At 36.9% G+C, this 22579-nt stretch carries 19 protein-coding genes; 10 read left to right on the top strand and 9 right to left on the bottom strand.

The window, feature by feature from the left end; translation table 11 throughout:
• The first annotated feature begins 163 nt into the window (after nt 1-163).
• Nucleotides 164-1033 carry a 1-aminocyclopropane-1-carboxylate deaminase/D-cysteine desulfhydrase gene (locus tag H7U22_RS13640; protein WP_187071908.1) on the top strand — a complete coding sequence of 290 codons (870 nt, stop codon included), beginning with the start codon at nt 164-166 and terminating at the stop codon, nt 1031-1033.
• A gap of 2 nt (nt 1034-1035) precedes the next feature.
• Here H7U22_RS13640 and H7U22_RS13635 read toward each other — a convergent pair whose 3' ends face one another.
• The 8 genes from H7U22_RS13635 to H7U22_RS13600 form a co-directional block, all read right to left on the bottom strand.
• Nucleotides 1036-3069: an alpha-amylase family protein gene (locus H7U22_RS13635; RefSeq protein WP_187071907.1), complete on the bottom strand. Its 2034-nt coding sequence runs from the start codon at nt 3067-3069 to the stop codon at nt 1036-1038.
• Nucleotides 3070-3101: 32 nt separating this feature from the next.
• On the bottom strand, nt 3102-3377 hold the full coding sequence (locus tag H7U22_RS13630) for a hypothetical protein (protein ID WP_187071906.1): 276 nt from the start codon (nt 3375-3377) through the stop codon (nt 3102-3104).
• Nucleotides 3378-3662: 285 nt separating this feature from the next.
• Nucleotides 3663-6824, bottom strand: coding sequence for a glycoside hydrolase family 2 TIM barrel-domain containing protein (locus tag H7U22_RS13625; RefSeq protein WP_187071905.1), 3162 nt, complete (start codon nt 6822-6824; stop codon nt 3663-3665).
• Nucleotides 6825-6974: 150 nt separating this feature from the next.
• On the bottom strand, nt 6975-8039 hold the full coding sequence (locus tag H7U22_RS13620) for a phosphotransferase enzyme family protein (RefSeq protein ID WP_187071904.1): 1065 nt from the start codon (nt 8037-8039) through the stop codon (nt 6975-6977).
• 95 nt (nt 8040-8134) lie between these two features.
• On the bottom strand, nt 8135-9484 hold the full coding sequence (locus H7U22_RS13615) for a Gfo/Idh/MocA family protein (RefSeq protein ID WP_187071903.1): 1350 nt from the start codon (nt 9482-9484) through the stop codon (nt 8135-8137).
• A gap of 928 nt (nt 9485-10412) precedes the next feature.
• Complete coding sequence (locus tag H7U22_RS13610) at nt 10413-11447, bottom strand: glycoside hydrolase family 43 protein (RefSeq protein WP_187071902.1); 1035 nt, start codon at nt 11445-11447, stop codon at nt 10413-10415.
• 12 nt (nt 11448-11459) lie between these two features.
• A complete protein-coding gene (locus tag H7U22_RS13605; RefSeq protein WP_187071901.1) occupies nt 11460-12431 on the bottom strand; it encodes a glycoside hydrolase family 43 protein in 972 nt (323 codons plus the stop codon).
• Nucleotides 12432-12487: 56 nt separating this feature from the next.
• The gene (locus H7U22_RS13600; RefSeq protein WP_187071900.1) at nt 12488-12955 is read right to left on the bottom strand and encodes an Lrp/AsnC family transcriptional regulator; all 468 of its coding nucleotides are present in this window, start codon (nt 12953-12955) and stop codon (nt 12488-12490) included.
• A 194-nt stretch (nt 12956-13149) separates the two neighbouring features.
• Between H7U22_RS13600 and H7U22_RS13595 the strand changes: the two genes are divergently transcribed.
• From H7U22_RS13595 to H7U22_RS13560, 9 genes are all read left to right on the top strand, one after another.
• A complete protein-coding gene (locus H7U22_RS13595) occupies nt 13150-14199 on the top strand; it encodes a PLP-dependent cysteine synthase family protein (RefSeq protein ID WP_187071899.1) in 1050 nt (349 codons plus the stop codon).
• A 26-nt stretch (nt 14200-14225) separates the two neighbouring features.
• The gene (locus tag H7U22_RS13590; RefSeq protein WP_187071898.1) at nt 14226-14675 is read left to right on the top strand and encodes a protein-disulfide reductase DsbD domain-containing protein; all 450 of its coding nucleotides are present in this window, start codon (nt 14226-14228) and stop codon (nt 14673-14675) included.
• Nucleotides 14676-14954: 279 nt separating this feature from the next.
• Nucleotides 14955-15695 carry a 5-oxoprolinase subunit PxpB gene (gene pxpB / locus H7U22_RS13585; RefSeq protein WP_187071897.1) on the top strand — a complete coding sequence of 247 codons (741 nt, stop codon included), beginning with the start codon at nt 14955-14957 and terminating at the stop codon, nt 15693-15695.
• A gap of 1 nt (nt 15696) precedes the next feature.
• A complete protein-coding gene (locus tag H7U22_RS13580) occupies nt 15697-16686 on the top strand; it encodes a 5-oxoprolinase subunit C family protein (protein ID WP_187071896.1) in 990 nt (329 codons plus the stop codon).
• Between the two features lie 20 nt (nt 16687-16706).
• Complete coding sequence (locus tag H7U22_RS13575; protein ID WP_187071895.1) at nt 16707-17468, top strand: LamB/YcsF family protein; 762 nt, start codon at nt 16707-16709, stop codon at nt 17466-17468.
• Entirely contained in the window at nt 17465-18646 is a 1182-nt protein-coding gene (locus H7U22_RS13570; protein ID WP_187071894.1) for an NRAMP family divalent metal transporter, read from the top strand. Before H7U22_RS13575 ends, H7U22_RS13570 begins: the two co-directional genes overlap by 4 nt.
• Before the next feature lie 19 nt (nt 18647-18665).
• Nucleotides 18666-19328, top strand: a complete 663-nt coding sequence (locus H7U22_RS23100; RefSeq protein ID WP_248284752.1) for a gluzincin family metallopeptidase — start codon at nt 18666-18668, stop codon at nt 19326-19328.
• A 23-nt stretch (nt 19329-19351) separates the two neighbouring features.
• On the top strand, nt 19352-21226 hold the full coding sequence (locus tag H7U22_RS13565; RefSeq protein ID WP_248284751.1) for a M1 family aminopeptidase: 1875 nt from the start codon (nt 19352-19354) through the stop codon (nt 21224-21226).
• 164 nt (nt 21227-21390) lie between these two features.
• Nucleotides 21391-21756: a hypothetical protein gene (locus H7U22_RS13560; RefSeq protein ID WP_187071893.1), complete on the top strand. Its 366-nt coding sequence runs from the start codon at nt 21391-21393 to the stop codon at nt 21754-21756.
• A 6-nt stretch (nt 21757-21762) separates the two neighbouring features.
• Here H7U22_RS13560 and H7U22_RS13555 read toward each other — a convergent pair whose 3' ends face one another.
• Nucleotides 21763-22416 carry a sulfite oxidase-like oxidoreductase gene (locus tag H7U22_RS13555; protein ID WP_248284750.1) on the bottom strand — a complete coding sequence of 218 codons (654 nt, stop codon included), beginning with the start codon at nt 22414-22416 and terminating at the stop codon, nt 21763-21765.
• Nucleotides 22417-22579: the final 163 nt, after the last annotated feature.

Genomic DNA, 22579 nt, shown 5'->3' with positions numbered 1-22579 from the left:
TCATCATACCTAATAATAATACCATGAAAAATTTTACTTCAAATGTCAGAATTGTACTTAATTTTTTTCCCTATTTAGTAAGGAAAATCTATTTTAAGTAGTTATAATCTGAAAAAACGCTTAAAAAACACTTGAAATCATCAGGTGTTTTTTATTTTTACACGTGTTTGAAAAAATATACAGTCCTGTACAGAAATTAGAATTGCTACCCTTTACAAATTTATTTGTGAAGCGTGATGATTTAATTGATCCATATATTTCTGGAAATAAATGGCGAAAGCTCAAATACATTCTTTTAAAAGCCCAAAAGGAGCATAAAACTCGTTTAATAACTTTCGGCGGAGCATATTCTAATCATCTGGTCGCAACCGCAGCTTTTGCCTCTCGATCTGGATTAAAATCTACCGCTTTTGTTCGTGGAGAATCTGTTAAAAATGAAATGTTAATGCTCTGTAGCCTTTTTGGTATGGAGCTTATTTTTACGGATAGAGAAAGTTATAAAGACAAAAAACGCTTATTCGAAAAACATTTTGGTGATGACGAACAGGCTTTTTTTATTGATGAGGGCGGTGCATCAATAGAAGCAACAATTGGTTGTTCAGAAATTATCAATGAACTAGCTATACATTACGATCATATTTTCTGCGTTGCCGGGACCGGAACTACCGCAGCAGGATTACTTAAAGGAATTCAGGATCATAATCTTAAATCCAAGCTTCACATTATTCCAGTTTTAAAGGGTGGTTCTTTTATTAAAGATGAAATTGAAAAATACACTCCGCTTTCAGAACACTTAGAACTCCACCTCGATTACCATTTTGGTGGCTATGCGAAAACAACGCCAGAGTTAATCGAGTTTATAAAATTATTTACGACAAATACAGGATTACTAATTGATCCTATTTATACGGCAAAAATGTTCTTTTCTATAATTGATCTCCAAAAACAAAATTTAATTGGCGCAAATGAAAAAATACTCGCTATTCATACCGGCGGATTATTAGGAATGTTCGGCATGAAAGATAAATTTTAAATTTATTTTACTGCACCGATTTTAAATAAGCTTGCGCTCTCACTCCCAACGTTGAGTTTTGTGCCATTTTTAAAATCCATTTTTTTCTGATCAAATATTTCAATTGCCTGATATTTACCTTCGGTAATATTCAATCTTTTTAGGCTTGTGTCAAAATCCAGATCCTTTTTAGAATAATTGAAGACAGCTAAATAATAACTTGTTCCTATTTTACGGATAAAGAGATTGCTTGTTTTATCACCTGTATTTCCATCCACTGGACGAAAAGCCTTTCCGTTTTTAACGATCTTCAAAAATTCTGGATTGCTTAAAAGTTTCTTGGCTATTCCCTTCCATTGTCCATTTATAGAAAAATCATCTCCTAGGATTAATGATCCTGTAATTACCGCCGAGAGCAGCCTAGCTTTATTTTCACCGAAGCTTTCTTTGGCAAAAACCACATGATCGGCATCGATATAATCGTAAAGATACGTTTGCCACCAACCATAATTAACGCTGTTTAAAGTGTACTGAGTATCTTTTATTGTTTTCCACGCATCGCAGGCAATCCTCCTTGTGTGCACATATCTACCTGAAGCCAGATTTGGGGAAATCGCGGCATAAACCAACATTTCACCATTAAGCTGCTTGAGCAAATATTCCATTCCCGATGCGTAGGCCTGCATACCTGTTTTCACTTTCCGGTCGTAAAATGATGTAGATTCTACAGATGCATGCCCTAAGAAATCGATTTTGATCATTTTAAAACCTAACGCTTTAAGTTTTCCAATCACCAAATCTATTCTTTTTCTCGTACCTGGATGTGTTGGGTCTAATGCCCTAGCACCATCAAAATCATGATAACCTTTCCTTACTTTAGTCCACATTTCGCCAAAAGTGTATTTAGAACCCTCTGCCCTTCTATTCGGGCCTGAACCAAAGCCCCAATCTGTAAAAGGTGCCCAATAAGCACCTGGCTTCAATCCTTTTTTCCTGCAATAATCGGTAAAGGCTTTTAGCTGAGTGTAATCTCCCTCATAGCCTCCCTTAATCATATTATCCCAAAAAGAATCTAAATCAATATAAGCTATGCCCTCATTACGAAAGTTTTTAAGGCTATCGGCAAAAAAATCAACTACTTTTGTTGTGTTTTCATAGTTGATTTTTCCTTGTAAAACGCCCCAACTGTTCCAGCCAATAGGTGTTCCTTCTTTCCATTTGAAAACAATTGGTGGCTCTGCCAAACGGTTTGCTTTTGCATAAGTTTCTAAACCTGTTCGCCAATCTGCAAATAAGCCAAAAAATATTTTTGCCGATTTAATGCTATTCCCACTTAAAGAAGCATGTTCAATCTGATCTCTCGTAACATCTTTTGAGGTATATCCAGACCAGATTTTTAAACGTCTTTTCTCCTTTTTCTGAGTTGTTTCTACCGCAGATTTCCATATTTTGTGCTCAATAGAACCTGCAATTATTCCGGCTCTTGATACATCATCGTAAATAGCGCCAACTTCTGAAGAAATATTCTCTACATCATTTTCGAATTCTTTAGCATTGTATTTTATAAAAGTATCGTTATCGAATGGTACAAATAAAGTTCTTGAATCTTTCTCTAAGCCACTATTCATTAATTTGGCATCCATTGGAACTAAATAATTACTTTCTAGATTTTGTCCTTTAATCTCTAATTGAATAATTATTACTTCAGCTTTTTGGTGCGTGTAAAAAATAAGTTTCATAGTAGGAAGCCCCTTTTTCAACATCGAAATTTCATGTTTAAAGCCCTTTCCAAATTCATCTGAAATTGAGGTTCTTTCATACAGTCTTTGAGTATATTCTTTCGAACTGGTGAAAATACCATGGTTTTTAAACGAAGTAAATGCATCCGCAACAATCACTTTTTTCCCTTGGATAACAGAATATGTTCCGACATTCAAATCGTAAATCAGCTTACTATTCAAGCCAAAACTAATTGTAGTTAGAGGGATTATTTTGTTTGCGTAAGATTGGCTAAAGCATAAGAAGATGATGCAGATGGTGAATAATCGCAGTTTCATGGGAATTTGATTAGTCCTTAAATATAGGTTTTTCAAATATTTTTAACTGTCGGTTTTACAATTAATATTTTTAGTTTAAAATACGTTTTTTTCAGTTCGTGGAGACACGAACCGAGGCGTTGGGTAAATAGTTTCATCATCCATAACCAAGCGCCCAGCCCGTGGTTAGTGTTTCCACGAACCATTATCTGCAGCTTCATTATTTCTGTTCGTGGAGACACGAACCGAGGCGTTGGGTAAATAGTTTTATCATAACCAAGCGCCCAGCCGTGGTTCGTGTCTCCACGAACCATTATCTGCAGCTTCATTATTTCTGTTCGTGGAGACACGAACCACGGCGTTAGGTAAATATCTAATAATCAGGTGCTAAGTCATGGTTGGTGTCTCCACGAACCATTATCTGCAGCTTCATTATTTCTGTTCGTGGAGACATGAACCGAGGCGTTGGGTAAATAGTTCATAATTCAGGCGCCCAGCCGTGGTTCGTGTCTCCACGAACCATTGTCTTTTTAATCTTAAATGAAAAAGCCCCCATAAAGCGTCTAACTTTTTGGGGGCATTGCATTGTTAACATTTGGGCTGATATTTTTTTATTATTTAAGTGGCTTAATCCAATAACTGTATTCTTGATTTTTAAAAGGAATTCGATATTCTTTTAGGGGTAAAGACCCCCAACTATCTATACCCTGCACCCCAAGTTGAAGTAAATCGACATGAAGATAAATTTTATCTCTAACTATAAGTTCACCAGAATGATACTGTTTTTTCTCCGCCTCTGGATCTAAATCTTCAACTGTATACGGTAATGCAGAAAAGCTTAACAGGCTATCCGCATATTCAAACCTAATGCCTTTTCCTTTCGGATTGGTAAAGTTTACCCAACGTACATCAGTCTTATTTCCACTTTCTTGGGGACGAGCATAGGCAAAATACTGATCTTTAATATCTTGCTTGTATGTACCAATCAATGAAGCTGTCTTTCTATCCCAATAATTTTCTCCCGGCCCACGTCCATACCATTGAATTGTTCCGAAGTTCTTATTCAGTTGGAGATCATTTCCAATTCTCATCAATACATTGTACTTGCCTTTTATAGCGATAAATTTATTGCCAACCTTTATAGATCCATCTGGCTTAATATCGAAAGTTTGTTCGGTTTCCTCATCTCCATCCAATAATTTGGCTCGAATAGTTAGGTTGTAATTGTTGTTTTCAGTTAAACCAGTGAAAACGTTTATAATTTGTTTGCTCGTGCTATAAACATTTCGCCACATTCTTAAAGAAGTGTTTAAACCTGCACCAATATCGTTATCAGTTGGCGCTCTGTAAAACCCAGGTTGGGGGCCGTTTGCAAGTAACTCCTCTCCTTTTAACTTGTAACTACTCATTAAACCGTTTTTTAAATCGAAAGTAACGCTAAAATCCTTTCCCGTAATTACAACGTGATCAGTAGTTTTCTCCTCTTTCAACTGTCCGGGTTTAATTTCTGAAACATATTTGGGAGCCGTTCCATTATAAACGAATTGCGCTGTTGCAACTTCATAACCCTTTTCTAAAAACGGTTCTTCGTTTTTAAGTTGATATCTAATTGTTAAAAAGTATTCTCTGCCAACTTTAGGTTTAGTTTTTATTGGTAGTGTTAAGTTTATGCTCTGGCGTGGGCTAGCTTTCAAATCAGCAGAAATTCCGCTTTCAATAACCTTTCCATCCTCTAGCAACTGCCAGTTTAACTGCACATTACTAAGATCTTTAAAGAAATAACTGTTATTAATACTCACTTGGTTATTACCTAAATAAGCTGTTTTAACATATTGATAAACCTTTTTCGCTTCAATTGCCATCGGCGTTAAGCCACGGTAGGCTGTAACCACACCTTTAACACAGAAATTATTATCGCTGAAATTCTCGTCAACTGGTCCCGATAGAGGGAAATCTCCTCCATAGGCCAAAATTCGTTTTCCATTTTTTGTCGTATCAATTCCCTGATCAATCCATTCCCAAATAAAACCACCTTGAAGTTTCGGATTATTTTCAATCGCATCCCAATATTCTTTAAAATTACCCAAGCTATTGCCCATAATGTGCGCATATTCACTCATTATTAAAGGTCGCTCACTTTTACCTTTCGAATATTTTATAAGCCAATTTGGATCTGGATATTGAGGAACAATCATATCGGTATTGAAATCATTTTCGGCACGTTCGTATTGAACAGGGCGGATATCTTTTTTCTTTAGCCACTCATAAGCTTCATAAAAATTCACACCATTTCCAGCTTCATTTCCTAAAGACCAAGTAATTATCGAAGCATGGTTTTTATCTCTTTCGTACATTCTTTGAATGCGTTCTAAGTGTGGAATTCGCCATTGTTTATCATTTGCAAAACTGGTTTCCAAGCTATAATAACGGCCATGAGATTCTATATTTGCTTCATCAATCACATATAATCCATATTCATCGCAAAGCTCCATCCAATAAGGATCTGGTGGATAATGAGAGTGACGTACCGCATTTACATTGAGCTTTTTCATCATTTCCATATCTTTCCGCATATCATCATGTGTTAAGGTATGGCCTTGAGTAGCATTGTGCTCATGCCGATTTACGCCCTTTAAAAAGATGCGTTTGCCGTTAACCAACAAATCGCTTCCTTTAATTTCGACTGAACGAAAACCGATCCGCTGTGGAATAACCTCGATAATATTTTCATTTTTATCTTTCAAGGTGATGTACAAAGTATAGAGATATGGAATTTCTGCCGACCATGTATTTACATTACTAATCTGCGTTTTAAAAGATAAATCGGTTTTATAATTACCAAGCACTTTTTGCATTCCGGTAGCATCCTTCCAAACGGTTGTTCCCTTTGCATCTACCAAATCAACCGCAACATAAAAACTATCTGGCCGACTATGGTTGGTACGTTGATCAATTTTATAATTATCAACCGCAAGATCTACATTAAGTATTCCGTTAGTATAAGTCGGATCTAATGTAGCGATGGCTTTAAAATCACGAACATCCAATTTAGGTGTAGAATACAAATACACATCACGCTCTATTCCAGAGATTCGCCACATATCCTGGCATTCCAAATAGCTTCCATCACTCCAACGATAAACCTGCAAAGCGATTGTATTTTCGCCTGGTGTTACGTATTTGGTAATATCGAATTCCGCTGCAAGCTTACTATCTTCGCTATAACCAACCTTTTTACCATTAACCCAAATAAAGAATGCAGATTTTACAGCACCCAAACTGATAAAGATTTGCCTGTTTTTCCAAGAAGTTGGAATATTGATTTTCTTACGGTAAGAGCCAACCGGATTATTGTCTTCAGGAATATCAAAGGGAGGATTCATTCTATTGCCCGTTAATTGCCTTCCAGCAAATTCATAAGGTTGATTTACATAGATTGGTGTTCCATAACCATTAAGTTCCCAGTTCGCTGGTACTTTAAAGTTATCCCACTTTTCGTCGTTAAAATCGGTTTTATAAAAATCCATTGGTCTTTTACGCGGATCTTTAACCCAATTAAACTTCCAGGTTCCGTTTAACGACAAAAAATAACTAGACTTTTCTTTTGCTTTTTTATTAGCGAGATCACGGTTTTCGAAGGCAAAAGCCGAAGCGCTCATTGGCATTCTATTTATAGAAACCACCTCGGGCGTTTGCAATTCTGATGGCAATTGTTGCGCATCTGCTAAGCAGAAAAACAACACGAGCATCGATAAAATTATGGTTAGTTTTTTCATTTGTTTGGTTGTAGGTTTTGGGCGAAATAGTCTTTGGTAAATACTATAAATTTCTCCCTTATAATTTTATGAGCGTTTGATTAGAAAATCTTATCAAATCAGTCACTCTTAACAAACTGAACGCAAACGTTTGTTTTGCTTGTGTTTCAATCAGTTAATTTTAATTTCCATGCCATCAATCGTTTCCCTAAAATTCTGCTCAGAGCGGATATATTGTTTTAAAAGAGCAATTTGGTTCCTCGCTCTTGATAAATTATGATCGGGATAAGATGTTTGATAATACACATCGCCATTTAAAAAATCTGTTAAAAACCGAACTGCCTGCATGTAAATCATAAACTTGCCACCGTAAATAAAAAGATCCTTCTCTATTGGCGTTAATATTCCATCCATTTCTTCCATGTAACCTTTGTAAATGGAAGTAAAAATTTCTTCACGGATGTTAACTTTTTTTACATCTTGTTCTTCTTCATTGGCTTCAGATAAATAAGTGCGCATCATATCGCCAACATCACTAATAAAATAGCCTGGCATCACGGTATCCAAATCAATTACGCATAGTCCCTCATCATTATCATCTAACAAAACGTTGTTGATCTTGGTATCGTGATGGATTACCCTCAACGGAATTTCCCTCTTCTTTTTGATCTGAGCATATTTTTCAGCAATATCCATGTGGAGAATAACTTCCTTAATCTCATCGTTACCGAGATTAAACCGTTCTTTATTTCCGTTTTGAATAGCTTCTTTAAATTGCTCTACCCTAAGCGAAAGGTTATGAAAATCGGGCAAGGTATAGCCTAGTTTTTCGGGATCAAAATCATTCAGCAATCTCGTAAACTTACCAAATTGTTTGGCCGCATGGTAAGCCTGATCAGAATTTGTAACGTTATCTATCGTGTGCGAATTTTTAACAAAAGGCAACATTCTATAATATTCCCCATCACTAATAACCACCGTTTTATGATCCAATGTAGCCAATGGAGCCGCAAACAAATATTCTGGTACGGTTGCCTGAAGATATTTTTTGATGTGGTATAGATTATCATCAATCTTCTCTGGATTTTTAAACACGTTGTTATTTATCCTTTGCAGAATGTATTCGGCGTCTGCCAAAGAAACTTTCCAGGTGTGATTAATCAAACCAGAACCAAAAGGTTCGATCAGACATTGATCAGCATCCAAGCCGTAAGAATTTAGAATATTTTGGAACATAAAATGAGCTGTAATCGTAATCTATTTCCGATTTTAAAAACCTTCGGAAATAGATTACCATAATTAATAATAGGGTTTAAAACGTTGTTTTGTGATTAAAAACCGCTATCATCTAAAGCGAAAGTATTTTTTCTATCCTTCCACTTTCCTTTTGTAAAATCAGGAAATTCTTGTGGCTTGTTTCCTTCCTTTAACGATTTTGTAGAAAGTGGTGCAATAACGCTCATCGTTACCGAATCATAAACATCAATAGGCGTTTGTTTTTTCTGCTTAACCGCTTGGATAAACCCATTAAATACAAACCAATCCATTCCGCCATGTCCTGCTCCTACAGCTTCCTTTTCGTACTTCTTCCAAAGTGGATGATCATATTTATCGAACCATTCTTTAACTGGCTCCCAAGCATCATCATTTTTGGCTTGTTTTTCAATGTAGATAGATTTGTTTACATCCATCCAAATGCCGTCTGTTCCCTGCACTCTAAATCCGATAGAATATGGTCTTGGCAAATGTGTATCGTGGCTTAACAAAACTGTTTCTCCATTGGCGCAATTGATTAACGTTGTCGTTACATCACCATTTTTATAGTTCAATTTGGCATTAGGATGGCCGGGCGCTTGTTCCTCAACATATTTAGATAAACCCCGAGCTTTAGAGCTGAAAGAAACCAAATTTGTAAAACGGTTCCCTCTATTTATATCTGCATATTGCATAATCGGACCGGCACCATGCGTTGGATACAAATCTCCATCCCGATCGATGTTAAATTGCGTTCTCCATTGCGCTTCACTGATCCCCTTTTCGCCGTATTCTACTCCACCGCCATAATATTGTTTGCCATCATTAAATAGCACATTTCTTAAATTATGTTGATAGCCACCTTCTAAGTGGATTAATTCTCCAAATAGTCCTTTTCTAACCATGTTTAGCGCAGCCATAACATCCCGTCTGTAGCAAACATTTTCAAGCGTCATGTAAGGCATTCCAGTTTTTTCTGATGTATTTACAATATCCCAATGATCAGCAACTGTAAGTCCAGCGATAACTTCACAACCCACATATTTACCAGCATTCATGGCATAAATTGCTTGGTCTTTATGAAACTGCCAAGGCGTTGCAATAATTACGGCATCGATATCTTTTCTATCTAAAAGTTTTTTGTAGGCATCGGCACCTCCAGTGTATTCAGCCGGTGCTGGCTGACCTTTTTTCGAAAGGAATGATCTACAAATTTTTAGTGAACTTTCCTGTGTATCGCAAATGGCTACAATTTCTATATCATCACGCAGTGCGCCTTCAGAAATATGGCTCATGCCTCTTGCACCTACGCCAATGTAACCTAATCGTACTTTTCCTGTGTCTGATGCAAAAAGACTTCCCGTTGGTAAGATGGTAAATCCGGCCGCCGCCATTGCTCCATTTTTAATAAAATCTCTACGTTCCATTGTGTGTTTAGTTTTGGTTTTTGTTGGTTGATCTTAGTTTAAAAAATATCTATCTGATACTCGAAAGCTAAAATTAGCGCAATCAATCTGCTTTAAAAATTATAACACTGCGCAAACGTTTGAGTAAAACGGTTGGAGCATCTAACTTTAATTCACCAGATAAGAAATATAAGTTACACATAACGTTAGGTTGGAAAACTATGAGGGAATTCCTCACCAATAGCCAACCAGCTAAGGTTAACTTAGGTGTCTTAGGTGGTGAAAATTTAGTGCAGATCTAAATTCACCATATAAGAAATATAAGCTCAAGTGGTAAAATTCAATTTGTAAAACTATGAGGGGATTTCTCAACAATAGCCAACCAGCTAAGGTTAACTCAAGTGTCTTAGGTGGTGAAAATTTAGTGCAGATCTAAATTCACCATATAAGAAATGTAAGTAAATATAAGCTCTTGTCGTAAAATGCAATTTGTAAAACTATGAGGGGATTCCTCACCAATAGCCAACCAGCTAAGGTTAACTCAGATGTCTTAGGTGGTGAAAATTTAGTGCAGATTATAATTGACCATAAGAAATATGATTAAAATATAAGCTCAAGTGGTAAAATTCAATTTGTAAAACTATGAGGGGATTCCTCACCAATAGCCAACCAGCAAAGGTTAACTCAGATGTCTTAGGTGGTGAAAATTTAGTGCAGATCAAAATTAACCATGTAAGAAATGTAAGTAAGACCAATTGTGAATTTGGTAGAAGTTTTTTGCATAAAACAACAGATTGCTTCAGCTCACACAAACCCAGCTTCGCAATGACGTTCGTATTGTCGACTTTACGAGGAGGAACAACTAGCAATCTTTTTAATTAGTCTTTTTACTGCAAATGCACAACAGATAAGTAAAATATAAGCTCAAGTGGTAAAATATCAACGAATATTATTTGAGTTTATTTTTCTCTGATGGTACATCAAGTTCTAGACTTGTTTTTACAGGAATTCCAAAATTCGGTGTTCCATCCACATTCCAAGTAAATTTTTGTGCCCTTGGCGAACGGAAACCACCACAGCCTTGCCCGGGTTTATCATTAGCATGGTACAAAATCCAATCTTCTTTCCCATCTGGCGATTTAAAAAACGAATTATGCCCTGGAGCATAGACACCATTTTCAACCGATCTCTGAAAAACTGGCTTATCAAATTTCGACCATGATTTTGGATCTAAAAGATTACTTTTTAAATCGGCAAATAACATTCCCAATGCATAAAAATCTGTCCAACAGCCACTGGCAGAATAAATAATAAAAACCTTGTTGTTATGCACCAAAAATTGAGGACCTTCGTTTACATCAACATGCTCAGAATTCCCCAAATCGCCAATTTTTTCCCACTCAAACTTCGGCGAAGATATTTTATAACGCTCACCTTCAACTGTCCATGGGTTTTTAAGCTTAGCCATAAAAATTTCTTGTTTGCCGTTAACGTCACCTTCCCATCCCGACCAAATCATGTAAAGTTTTCCATTAATTTCAGCTACATCGCCGTCAATGGCCCACTTATTTGTCGAATCGTTAATTTGTCCTTTAAAAACCCATTCACCTTCCATCGGGTCTTTTGATGAATTTTCTAAAACATACATTCTGTGGTTTTCGTTTTTGCCATTATCCGCAGCAAAATAGGCGTACCACTTTCCACGTAAAAACATAACTTCTGGTGCCCAAATATTTCTGGAATACGGACCAGAAGAAGGTGCTTTCCAAATGGTTTTATGAGGTGCGTCTTTCAAGCCCTCAAGCGTTTTACTCTTCCAGAGTTCTACCCTATTTCCGGCAGAATTGGTATAATAATAAAAGCCATCCTTATAATAACTGTATGGATCAGCTCCTGATGGAAGCAATGGATTTTTGAAAGTCTGCGCTCTTGTAATCCCTAATGAAAATATCAATACAGACAATAAGAAATATAATTTTTTCATAAAATTTAGCTGTTATTTATTTAAAAATCTCATAGATGTTGGATCGACTTTCATTTCAAAACTTCCATCGCTTTGCTTAACAAATTTAGCAGAAATAATTGCGGTGGCTCTTGGTGAAACGCGTTTATTTGAATAGTGCGTGTGAAACACATATTGGAGATTTCCTTTTTTATCAACAAAGAAATCGCCATGGCCTGTTCCATTATAGCCTAAATTTTTCCTGCTGATGATTGGATTGCCTTCAAATTTTTTCCATGGGCCCAAAGGTGAATAAGATGTGGCATAACCTACAGCATAATCTGGATTCCGGAAATCGTTAGCAGAATAAAACAAGTAATAAAGATTTCCTTTTTTTAATACCGTTGGCCCTTCGGTTACAGGCCAGCCAGTTTTTTCTGTATTTTCCCAAGGCTGTGTTGCTGTGATACATTCCTTCAACGTTTCGGAAATAATATCAGAAAAATCGGATTTTATTTCTGCCACAAAAATTCGGTTTCCGTTCCCTAATCTAACGTGATATAAGTACGTTTTTCCATCTGTATCATAAAATATAAATGGATCAATTTGCAAACCCTTGCTGGGCAAAGATTTAATTTCTTTCTGCCTAAATGGGCCCAACGGACTATCGCTTTCGGCTATAGCAATACGCTCGTTTGCTGTGTAGGCCATGTAAAACTTTCCCTTATTTTTAAAAACCTGTGGTGCCCAAAAGCCTTTATCGCCATAACTTTCGCCCTTTGATAATGCAAATCCGTTGTTTTTCCCTACAGGTCCAGTCCACTTTTTTAAATCGGTAGATTGATAAACCTCAAAGCCCTTTTCGCTACTCGTACCGTATAAATAATAAATGCCTTGATCCAAGAATATAGTTGGATCTGCCAGATAAATGGTATCTTTTTTTTTTGAAAAATCAAAAGATTTTTTAGCAGAAATGTTGCCAATCAACAATGCAACGGCAAGGAAAGTTAAGATAAAATTTTTCAACACCTAGAGATTTCATTTGAATTTGGAATAGCAATTCATTCCATTTTAAAATAACATTACAAAGGATAAGCGGTTTCACTTTTCGGTTCTGAAAGTACGAAATAACTTTGTACTGTTGTAATGTTCGGCAAAGTTGCCAGTTTGTTTCTCAAAAACTCGTGGTAGGCGTCCATATCTTGAGTGGCAATACGGAGAATAAAATCGTGTGCCCCCGTCATCTGCAAACATTCCATCACCTCACTAAACTTTGATACCTCCGTTTCGAAATTGATCAGCGTGGAAGCAGTGTGCTCTTTTAACAGAACATGCGAAAATGCAATCAGATTCCGGTTTATTTTTTTGCGATCCAAGATTGCCACTATCCTTTTAATATATCCCTGCTCTTTTAACCGCCTTATTCTTTCGTGAATTGTCGCGATTGATTTATGGAGTTTAAGCGCAATTTCTTTATTGGTAAACGATGCATCATGCTGAAGAAGCTTCAGAATTTCTATGTCTACCTGGTCTAAATCTCCGTGTGTCATTGGCTGTGGAATGAAAAAAAATATAATTACTGTTCTTTATAAAGTTAAAATCCGAAATAAAAACTAAAATATTATCAAAAAAGCAAAAAATTTACGTAAAAAACAACTTCTATTGCTCTAAAACTTTATAATACTGAGTTTTACCGAAATTATAAATCAACTTACATCAGCCTAGTCTGAAGATTTAAAACACAATGATAGCAACTTTAACTTCCAGTCAAATCAATACTGCTCTACAGGGAAAATTCGAGCATCTATCCCTCTTGGTTGGGAATACACCAATGCTCGAGCTTACTTATAACTATCAGGGAAAGCAGGGGAAAATTTATGTTAAATGCGAACATTATAATCTAACCGGAAGTATAAAAGACAGAATGGCGCTCTATACTTTGAAGAAAGCCTATGCGGAAGGTGTGATTAAACCTGGCGATGAAATCGTGGAAGCAACGAGCGGCAACACTGGAATTGCTTTTGCGGCAATTGGTAAAGCGCTCGGCCATCCGGTAAGAATCATCATGCCGAACTGGCTCAGCAAGGAGCGGATTGATATTATAAAAAGCTTGGGTGCTGAGATTGTTCTGGTGAGCAAGGAAGAAGGTGGCTTTATCGGCAGCATAAAACTTGCCGAATGGATGGCCAGAAATAATCCGAATATATTCCTGCCCAAACAGTTTGAAAATACGGCCAATCCAGAAGCACACGAACATACTACGGGAAAAGAAATCTGGGAGCAGTTACGGTTGAAAAATCTTTGTCCCGATGCCTTTGTAGCCGGAGTAGGTACTGGCGGAACAATTATGGGCGTAGGAAATTACTTGAAAAAACAAAATGCCGATATCAAAATCCATCCTTTGGAGCCTGCCGAATCGCCAACCTTAACAACTGGCTATAAAGTGGGCAGCCACAGAATTCAGGGGATCTCTGATGAGTTTATCCCAGAGATTGTGAAACTAAAGGAACTGGACGAAGTTGTTCAGGTTAACGATGGAGATGCTATTTTAATGGCACAGAAACTTGCAGGCAAGCTCGGCCTGGCTGTGGGGATTTCATCAGGCGCAAATGTGATCGGAGCCATAAAACTTCAGCAAAAATTAGGCACAGACAGCTGTGTGGTAACCATCTTTTCTGATAGCAACAAAAAGTATTTAAGTACCGATTTGATGAGGATAGAACCCATCAAACCCGGTTATTTAACGCCAGATATCGAGTTTGTAGATTATCAGGCATTCAGCAGATTACATTAACAAAGATCAACCCATAAACTACACAAATGAAAAAAACCACATTCTTATTTTGCATCGCTACACTGTTGAGCGTAAATGCCTACAGCCAGATTTTAAAACCGGTAACCTGGAGTTATGCGGCAAAAAAAACAAGCGCAACCGAAGCAACTCTTTACATCAAGGCCGTTATCGATGAGGGCTGGCACCTTTACTCTCAGACTGTTAAAGATGGTGGCCCGGTAAAAACAACTTTTGCTTTTCCAGCATCAAAGACATATACATTGGTTGGGAAAACAATAGAACCAAAACCCATAACCAAGTTCGAAACCACCTTTAAAATGGATGTAAGCTATTTCCAGAATTCGGTAATCTTCCAACAGAAAGTTAAGCTCAAGGGCAAAAATGTTCCGGTAAAGGGCAGTGTAGAATTTATGGTATGCAACGACAAACAATGCTTGCCACCAGAGACCGTAGAATTCAGTATTCCTATAAAATAAGGAAGACTATTCTATAACCGCTCGAATTTAAATTAGAAAAAATCTCTTGAAAGCGGTTTAATCTCTTTCAAATAACAGATCACAATAAACTGAAGGTGGTAGAAGGCCTTCAGCATTTAATTTTAGTAATTTAGTTAATGATGAAGAGCAGTGCTGGATAGCCTGCTCTTACTTTTGTTTTGCTAAAAAAGCAATTTAGAAAATTAATCAAAGAAGAAGATTATAACGACTATCTTATGCCCATAAAACAATCCTAATTTCTGATTCGAATAGAATAATATGGAAGCTGAAATATCAAATCCTTTAATTATAAAAAATTTCGAGATTTATTCTTTAAGTGAACAAGCCGTTACCTTAAGTTTTGGCAAGGAGATAAGTGAAGTTTTAGCACAACAAATTAGATGCTTTAATCACATTTTACATCAAAACCCATTTAAAGGCTTCAAAACAACCGTTCCGGCTTATGCTACGCTCACTGTTTTTTTTGATCCAATTATAGTCTTTTCTGCAGATTTAGAGGGCATTAGCATTTTCGAAAAAGTTTCAACTTTTTTAAATAAGCTCAAAACATTCAAAATCGATTTATCTAATTATAAAGGAGAAACCATCACCATTCCTGTTTACTATGGCGGAGATTTTGGACCTGATTTGGACGAAGTTTCCTTGCATACAAAACTCAGTAAGGAGGAAATTATAAAAATTCACAGTTCGGTAACCTATAAAGTTTACATGATCGGTTTTGTTCCTGGTTTTCCTTATTTGGGCGGAATGGATAATCGATTGACAACTCCGAGAAAAACTCATCCAAGGGCGATTGTACCTGCTGGTGCAGTTGGAATTGCCGGCGAACAAACAGGAGTGTATCCTTTAGACACACCGGGAGGTTGGCAGATTATAGGACAAACACCAGCTATTTTATTTGATGCAAAACGCGAGCAACCCTCCTTATTAAAAGCAGGCGACGAAGTAGTTTTTAAGCCAATCACGTTGAAAGAGTTTGATCATTTATTGGGGAAATAATATGGAGATCAAAATTTTAAAACCCGGTATGCTCAGTAGCATTCAAGATCTTGGACGAATGGATTATCTAGATCAAGCCATCCCCGTTTCGGGCGCAATGGATCAACTTTCGGCACGAATTGCAAATAAGGCAGTTGGTAATTCGGACAGTGATGCCGTTATAGAATTTACTTATGCAGCTGCAGAATTTAAAGCAGAAACCGAAATTTTAATTGCCTATGCTGGTGATGGTGCAACTTTATCAGTGAACGGAGAAAAACTTCAAGCAGAGCGACCAATTTTTATTCCATCCGAAACTGTAATAAAATTAGTTAACAATCCTGATGGCGCAAGAACTTACTTAGCTGTTGCCGGTGGTTGGAACGTACCTGAAGTTTTGGGAAGTAACAGCACTTATTTAACCGCAGGTTTTGGTGGTTACGGCGGTAGAACATTGAAGGCTGGAGATCATTTAAAAAGTTTCCTAAACTTAAGTGAATCCTCAAGTATAATTTTAAGAGAACTAAAAGGCGATAAAATCAAATATTTATCATGGAATATCCCAAAAGCGCTATTGTTGCCACAAGATCGTAAAACGATAAGAGTGTTTCCAGCGAAAGAGTTTACGTGGTTTGATAGTCAGTCTATCATTGGATTTCTTTCCGATTCCTTTTCAATTGGTTTAAACAGCAATCGAATGGGATATCATTTAGAAGGAAATAAAATTAATCGAGTTGAAAAAGACGAATTATTAAGTACCGCAGTTTTTCCGGGAACAATTCAAGTTACAGGAAGTGGAAATTTGGTTTTATTAATGGCCGATTGCCAAACAACCGGTGGTTACCCTCGAATTGCTCAAGTTGCCTCGGTAGATTTACCTTTATGTGCTCAATTAAAGCCTGGCAATAGCATTCGTTTTTCAGAAATCAGTAAAGAAGAGGCAGAATTCCTGTATATTGAGCGAGAAAAAGAATTAGCTAGACTTACTCTTGCGATTAATTCTAGATTTTAACCATACAATAACTTTTTTTGATGCAAAGCATAGATCTTAACTGCGATATGGGCGAGGCATTTGGCAATTACCCTATGCCAAATGATGATATTCTAATGGATTATATTACTTCGGCAAATATTGCCTGCGGTTTTCATGCCGGCGATCCAGAGGTGATGCAACATACCGTAAATATGGCGGTTAAAAAAGGGGTTGCCATTGGTGCGCATCCCGGCCTGCCCGATCTTCAAGGCTTTGGACGAAGAGAAATGAAAATTTCTCCAAAGGAGGCTTATCAAATTATGTTGTACCAAATTGGTGCTTTGTCGGGTTTTGTTAAAGCCGCCAGTGGAAAATTGAATCATGTAAAACCGCATGGCGCACTTTATAATATGGCAGCAAAAGATGCCGCATTAGCAAAAGCCATTGTACAAGCAGTGCATGATTTTGACTCGACTTTAATTTTGTATGCCTTAGCTGGAAGTGAAATGATTCAAGCGGCGAAACAGATTGGTATAATTACCGCTTCAGAGGTTTTTGCAGATCGGAGTTATCAAGATGATGGCTCCTTAACCCCAAGAAACCAAGAAAATGCCTTAATAACCAATGAGCAAGAATCCATTATCCAAGTTTTAATGATGGTAAAGCAACAACAAGTGATCTCAGTTAATAATAATACGATTCCACTCAAAGCTGAAACGCTTTGTTTACACGGCGATGGTGCACACGCTGTAGATTTTGCAAAGAATATTTCAGCAAAACTAAAAGCTGAAGGGATTGAGATAAAAGCTCCAAAACGATGAAAAAGAAATACAACTGGAGTGTATTAATCGGTGCGGCTTTCTTAATGGCTTCTTCGGCCATTGGTCCGGGGTTTTTAACTCAAACAGCCGTTTTCACCGAGCAGTTGGGTGCAAGTTTTGCTTTTGTAATTTTACTTTCTATCATCCTTGATGCTGTTGCTCAACTTAACATCTGGCGAATTATTGCAGTGGCCGATAAGCCTGCTCAAGATATTGCAAACAAAGTTTTTCCGGGATTAGGATACTTTCTTTCCTTTCTGGTTTTTTTAGGCGGACTTGCCTTTAACATCGGCAATATTGCTGGCGCAGGTTTAGGATTAAACGTTTTATTTGGCATAAGTGTTGGTCAAGGTGCCGTAATTAGCGCCATTTTAGCCATCGGAATATTTATTTATAAAGAAGCAGGCAAAGCGATGGATGCTTTCGCAAAGACAATGGGCTTATTAAAAATAATTCTTGCCCTTTTTATTGCTTACATCAGTAATCCGCCATTGGCAGAGGCTGCAATTCGATCTGTTAACCCAACACATTTCAGTTTTACCGCAGTGCTTACCATAGTTGGCGGGACCGTTGGTGGATACATTACTTTTTCTGGCGCTCATCGTTTACTCGATGCCAGACAAACTGGAATCGAAAATCTTCCAGCGGTAAATCGTGGCGCATTAAGCGCAATAGGTTTGGCTTCTTTAATGCGGTTGCTCCTATTTATTGCGGCACTTGGAGTAGTGAGTACGGGCGCACATTTAGATCCTGCAAACCCGGCTGCTTCTGTTTTTAAATTGGCTAGCGGTCAATTTGGTTATAAAGTATTCGGACTTGTAATTTGGGCTGCTGGAATTTCATCTGTGGTTGGTTCGGCTTACACTTCTATATCTTTCATCAAAAGTTTTCACCCTTTAATTTTAAAATACAACAGAGAAATTATCATCGTGTTTATCTTGGTCTCCTGCTTTATTTTTATACTTATTGGCAAACCGATTAAAATTTTATTGGCCGTTGGTGCTATAAATGGGTTAATTTTACCTATTGCATTAGGCGTTATGCTTATCGCCGCTTATCGATCTAAAATTATTTCAACTTACAAACAACCGTTATGGTTAACGCTTGCTGGCGCTGGGGTTGTTGCCATTATGATTTGGATGGGCTATGGAACCATTATGCAAATGCTTCATCCTTAAAACATTATTAAAAATTAAAATGAAATTATCCTTCAAAATTTTCTTCCCGATTTTATTTTTAAGCATTGCAACATTTGCTCAAAAAAGCGCTAAACCTATAACTATTGAAGCTGGTGTTTCCTTAGATTTAGCTACATTCCGCAGTGCGATCATCTCGAACATTCAATACAAACTTCAATTTAATATCCCTTCGGATAAAAACTCAGAAATACTGGCAAGCGAACAGATTTCTTTTGATCTCAGTTCCGTTCAACAACCTTTGCAGTTGGATTTTAAGCAAAGTGCTGAACATGTAAAAAGCATTTTAATAAATGGAACAAAAATAGCCGTAAACTGGAAAAACGAGCATTTAATAATTGATCAAAAATACCTCCGCCCTTCCACCAATAAAGTTGATCTTCAGTTTATAGCTGGAAACGAATCCTTAAACAGAAATAACGATTATTTATACGCCTTATTTGTTCCTGATCATGCCAGAACTGTATTTCCTTGTTTTGATCAACCGGATTTAAAGGCAAATTTCTTGTTAACCTTAACCGTTCCAAAAGATTGGAAAGTATTGGCCAACGGACTCAATAAAGATTCTGTTATTAGCGATGCCAGTACAACGTACAATTTTGCCAATTCGGATAAATTACCAACCTATCTTTTCTCTTTTACGGCCGGAAATACACTGATATAAAGCAAAAGATCGGCAACCGAAGCATGGAGTTTCTTCATAGAGAAACTGATGCCAATAAAATTAAACTCAGCGTTGATTCAGTTTTTATTGCGCACAGCGATGCCATTAATTTTCTGGAAAAATGGACTGGAATTCCCTTCCCTTTTCAAAAAGTTGGCTTTGTTGCGATTCCCGATTTTCAGTTTGGAGGTATGGAGCATCCCGGAGAAGTTCAATATAAATCATCGAGCTTATTTCTAGATGATGGCGCAACAAAAGATCAGTTTATTTCTCGTTCCACTTTAATTTCTCACGAAACTGCACACATGTGGTTTGGAGATTTGGTAACGATGAAATGGTTTAATGATGTTTGGATGAAAGAGGTTTTCGCCAATTTTATGGCCGATAAGGTTACGGAAAAATTGATGGGCAAAAAAACCTTCGACCTTAAATTCCTTCAAGATCATTATCCCGCAGCTTATGGAATAGACCGTACTCAGGGCGCAAATCCAATTCGCCAGCAATTGGATAATCTTCAGGATGCAGGTTCTATGTACGGCAACATTATTTACCATAAAGCGCCAATTATGATGCGCCAACTGGAGCAATTAATGGGCGCAGATAACTTTCAAAAAGGTATTCGAGAATATTTGAAAAAATACGCTTACAAAAACGCAACATGGAATGATCTGATTTCTATTTTAAGCAAATACAGCACAACTGATCTTTATGCGTGGAATAAGGTTTGGGTCAATCAACCCGGTCGCCCAGTTTTCGATTACAAAATTGCCTACAACGGAAATAAAATAAGTAGCTTATCGATAAACCAACAACCTGAAATTGGTGCTCAAAGAGTTTGGCCACAAGCATTCAGCATAAAATTATTCTACCCTACTTTTAGCAAAACGATCCCTGTAAATATTAAAGGTGAAACGCTAAACTTAAAATTAGCACAGGGTTTAGAAAAGCCTATTTACATCCTTTTTAATGCAGATGGAATGGGTTACGGATTGTTCCCGATTGATAATAACATGATGGAAAATGTGTTCCGTTTGCAAAATCCATTGGAAAGGGCATCGGCTTATATTAATGCTTACGAAAGTGTTTTGGCAGGTAAATCTTTCAGTGCCGAAGAACTATTGAAGATTTTTACTAAAGGCATCGGGATCGAAAAGAACGAAATGAATCTTAGACTTTTAACTGGCTATATCACAAATATTTATTGGACATTTACCTCGCCAAAAAATAGGCTTGCTTTCAGTGTAACTTTAGAGAAAGCGCTTTGGACATCAATGGAAAACCAAACGCTTCCGAACAATAAAAAAATTCTATTTGGCACTTACCAGAATATTTATTTAAGCGCTGATGCCTCTAAAAACATCTACACCATTTGGGAAAAACAACAGGCACCTTCGGGAGTAAAACTGATTGATGATGATTATACTTCTATGGCATTATCTATTGCACTAAAATCAGACACGGTTACAACCGTTTTGAAAAAACAGTTAGAACGCACAACCAATATCGATCGAAAAAATAGATTAGTTTTCTTAATGCCAGCTTTATCGTTAAATGTTGCAGAAAGAGATAGTTTCTTTTATAGCCTCCACGAACGTAAAAACCGCCAAAAAGAGGCTTGGGTAACCGCAGCGCTTGCGTATCTCCATCATCCTTTAAGGCAAGAAACTTCCGCAAAATATCTTCCAGAAAGCTTAAATCTTTTAGAAGAAATTCAAAAAACAGGAGATATCTTTTTCCCGCAATCGTGGCTTTCGGCCATTTTCGGAAGTTACCAAACTAAAGAAGCGTATCAGGTTGTAAGTGATTTCTTAAAACAACATCCAAATTATAACCCGAAGCTTAGAGATAAAATTTTGCAATCGACGGATAATTTGTATCGAGCAAAAGATATGCTTTGATAGCCAATTGGTTTCCGGAGCCAAATATTACCATGCACAATAATGCTTTCATATTTAATCTAATTAGAACCAATAATATATTTAGACTAATTATCATTACCACAAAAAAAGTATAAGTCGCTTTTGTTTTTCCTAATTTCATAGAATTAAAGAAAAAACTAACAATGAGTGTACATATCGGTTTAATGATCTGGAAAGAAATGAAACAACGGGATTTATCCAGTTCATTTTTGGCTAACGAACTTAAATTAAGCAAAGTTCGAACGCAGGATATTTTAAACAGTGCTTCTATCGATACGGAATTGTTGATGAACATTTCGGAAATCCTGAACTATAATTTCTTTCATTATTACGAGGATAGCAAAGCTTTTTCGAAAATTGAAACCCAGTCTAAGCAAAAATCAGCGCAGGAAATTGAACGACTAAAACACTTAATTGCAGAGAAAAATAAAATGATCGATCTCAAAGATCAGTTTATAAAAACGCAGACTAACCTAATCGGTTTATTAGAAAAAGGTCAGTATATTTAATTCACTCTACTCTTCATAGCGGTCATTTCGCCAAGGATAAGCCGTATTAGAATAACCGCGTTCTTCCCAAAAACCCATCTTGTTTTCAGTTAAAAATTCAATTCTTTTAATCCACTTGGAACCTTTCCATGCATAAAGTTGTGGCGTAATCATTCTTAAAGGCCCACCATGTTCAATCGGCAAAGGTTGCCCATCATAGGTATGAACCAATAAAACATCTGGCTTTAGCGCTTCCTCCAAAGCAATATTTGTACTGTAACCATCATAACCATAACACATTATGTGGGTTGCGTTTTCCTTTGGAAGAACAAGTGCAGCAAGATCAAGCAGACTTACGCCTTTCCAATGCATATTTAGTTTAGACCAGGTGGTAACACAATGAAAATCAGAAGTATCTTTAGTTTGCGGTAAGTTTAAAAATTCCTTCCAAGTTAATTTTACAGGATTTTCTACTGCCCCATCGATTGCCAAACGCCACTTTTCTAAAGGAATTTTAGGATGACGACCTAAATCCAAAACCGGCCATTTATAAGTAGCCGTTTGTCCGATTGGTAAATTTGGCATCCCATGTCGGTTTATAGGGCCACTTCCTTTGGGTTTATCATCGGCTATTGATGGACTAGTCTCCATCTTTTCCTGAAAACGAGCTTTCAGTTTCATTCTCGTCTCAATTATCCGATTCAATTTTTCAGATTCATCCATATACGAATATAAGCTTATCTCGATAATTTTTCTAATCACTTTGTTTTCAATAGAACAAACATTTTAAACTAAAATCCGTTGTAATTTTAATCTAATTCCCTAACCATTTCGATAAACTTTT

The sequence above is a fragment of the Pedobacter fastidiosus genome, assembly GCF_014306625.1.
In the GTDB taxonomy this organism is placed as follows: domain Bacteria; phylum Bacteroidota; class Bacteroidia; order Sphingobacteriales; family Sphingobacteriaceae; genus Pedobacter; species Pedobacter fastidiosus.
The sequence above is the reverse complement of the archived record's forward strand: the minus strand, read 5'-3'. Positions and strand labels throughout refer to the sequence as shown.

Excerpts from the sequence above, each read along its gene's own strand:
- H7U22_RS13635 (WP_187071907.1), bottom strand. The coding sequence starts at position 3,069 with ATGAAACTGCGATTATTCACCATCTGCATCATCTTCTTATGCTTTAGC.
- H7U22_RS13630 (WP_187071906.1), bottom strand. The coding sequence starts at position 3,377 with ATGAAGCTGCAGATAATGGTTCGTGGAGACACGAACCACGGCTGGGCG.
- H7U22_RS13625 (WP_187071905.1), bottom strand. The coding sequence starts at position 6,824 with ATGAAAAAACTAACCATAATTTTATCGATGCTCGTGTTGTTTTTCTGC.
- H7U22_RS13620 (WP_187071904.1), bottom strand. The coding sequence starts at position 8,039 with ATGTTCCAAAATATTCTAAATTCTTACGGCTTGGATGCTGATCAATGT.
- H7U22_RS13615 (WP_187071903.1), bottom strand. The coding sequence starts at position 9,484 with ATGGAACGTAGAGATTTTATTAAAAATGGAGCAATGGCGGCGGCCGGA.
- H7U22_RS13610 (WP_187071902.1), bottom strand. The coding sequence starts at position 11,447 with ATGAAAAAATTATATTTCTTATTGTCTGTATTGATATTTTCATTAGGG.
- H7U22_RS13600 (WP_187071900.1), bottom strand. The coding sequence starts at position 12,955 with ATGACACACGGAGATTTAGACCAGGTAGACATAGAAATTCTGAAGCTT.
- H7U22_RS13595 (WP_187071899.1), top strand. The coding sequence starts at position 13,150 with ATGATAGCAACTTTAACTTCCAGTCAAATCAATACTGCTCTACAGGGA.
- H7U22_RS13590 (WP_187071898.1), top strand. The coding sequence starts at position 14,226 with ATGAAAAAAACCACATTCTTATTTTGCATCGCTACACTGTTGAGCGTA.
- pxpB (WP_187071897.1), top strand. The coding sequence starts at position 14,955 with ATGGAAGCTGAAATATCAAATCCTTTAATTATAAAAAATTTCGAGATT.
- H7U22_RS13580 (WP_187071896.1), top strand. The coding sequence starts at position 15,697 with ATGGAGATCAAAATTTTAAAACCCGGTATGCTCAGTAGCATTCAAGAT.
- H7U22_RS13575 (WP_187071895.1), top strand. The coding sequence starts at position 16,707 with ATGCAAAGCATAGATCTTAACTGCGATATGGGCGAGGCATTTGGCAAT.
- H7U22_RS13570 (WP_187071894.1), top strand. The coding sequence starts at position 17,465 with ATGAAAAAGAAATACAACTGGAGTGTATTAATCGGTGCGGCTTTCTTA.
- H7U22_RS23100 (WP_248284752.1), top strand. The coding sequence starts at position 18,666 with ATGAAATTATCCTTCAAAATTTTCTTCCCGATTTTATTTTTAAGCATT.
- H7U22_RS13565 (WP_248284751.1), top strand. The coding sequence starts at position 19,352 with ATGGAGTTTCTTCATAGAGAAACTGATGCCAATAAAATTAAACTCAGC.
- H7U22_RS13560 (WP_187071893.1), top strand. The coding sequence starts at position 21,391 with ATGAGTGTACATATCGGTTTAATGATCTGGAAAGAAATGAAACAACGG.
- H7U22_RS13555 (WP_248284750.1), bottom strand. The coding sequence starts at position 22,416 with ATGAAACTGAAAGCTCGTTTTCAGGAAAAGATGGAGACTAGTCCATCA.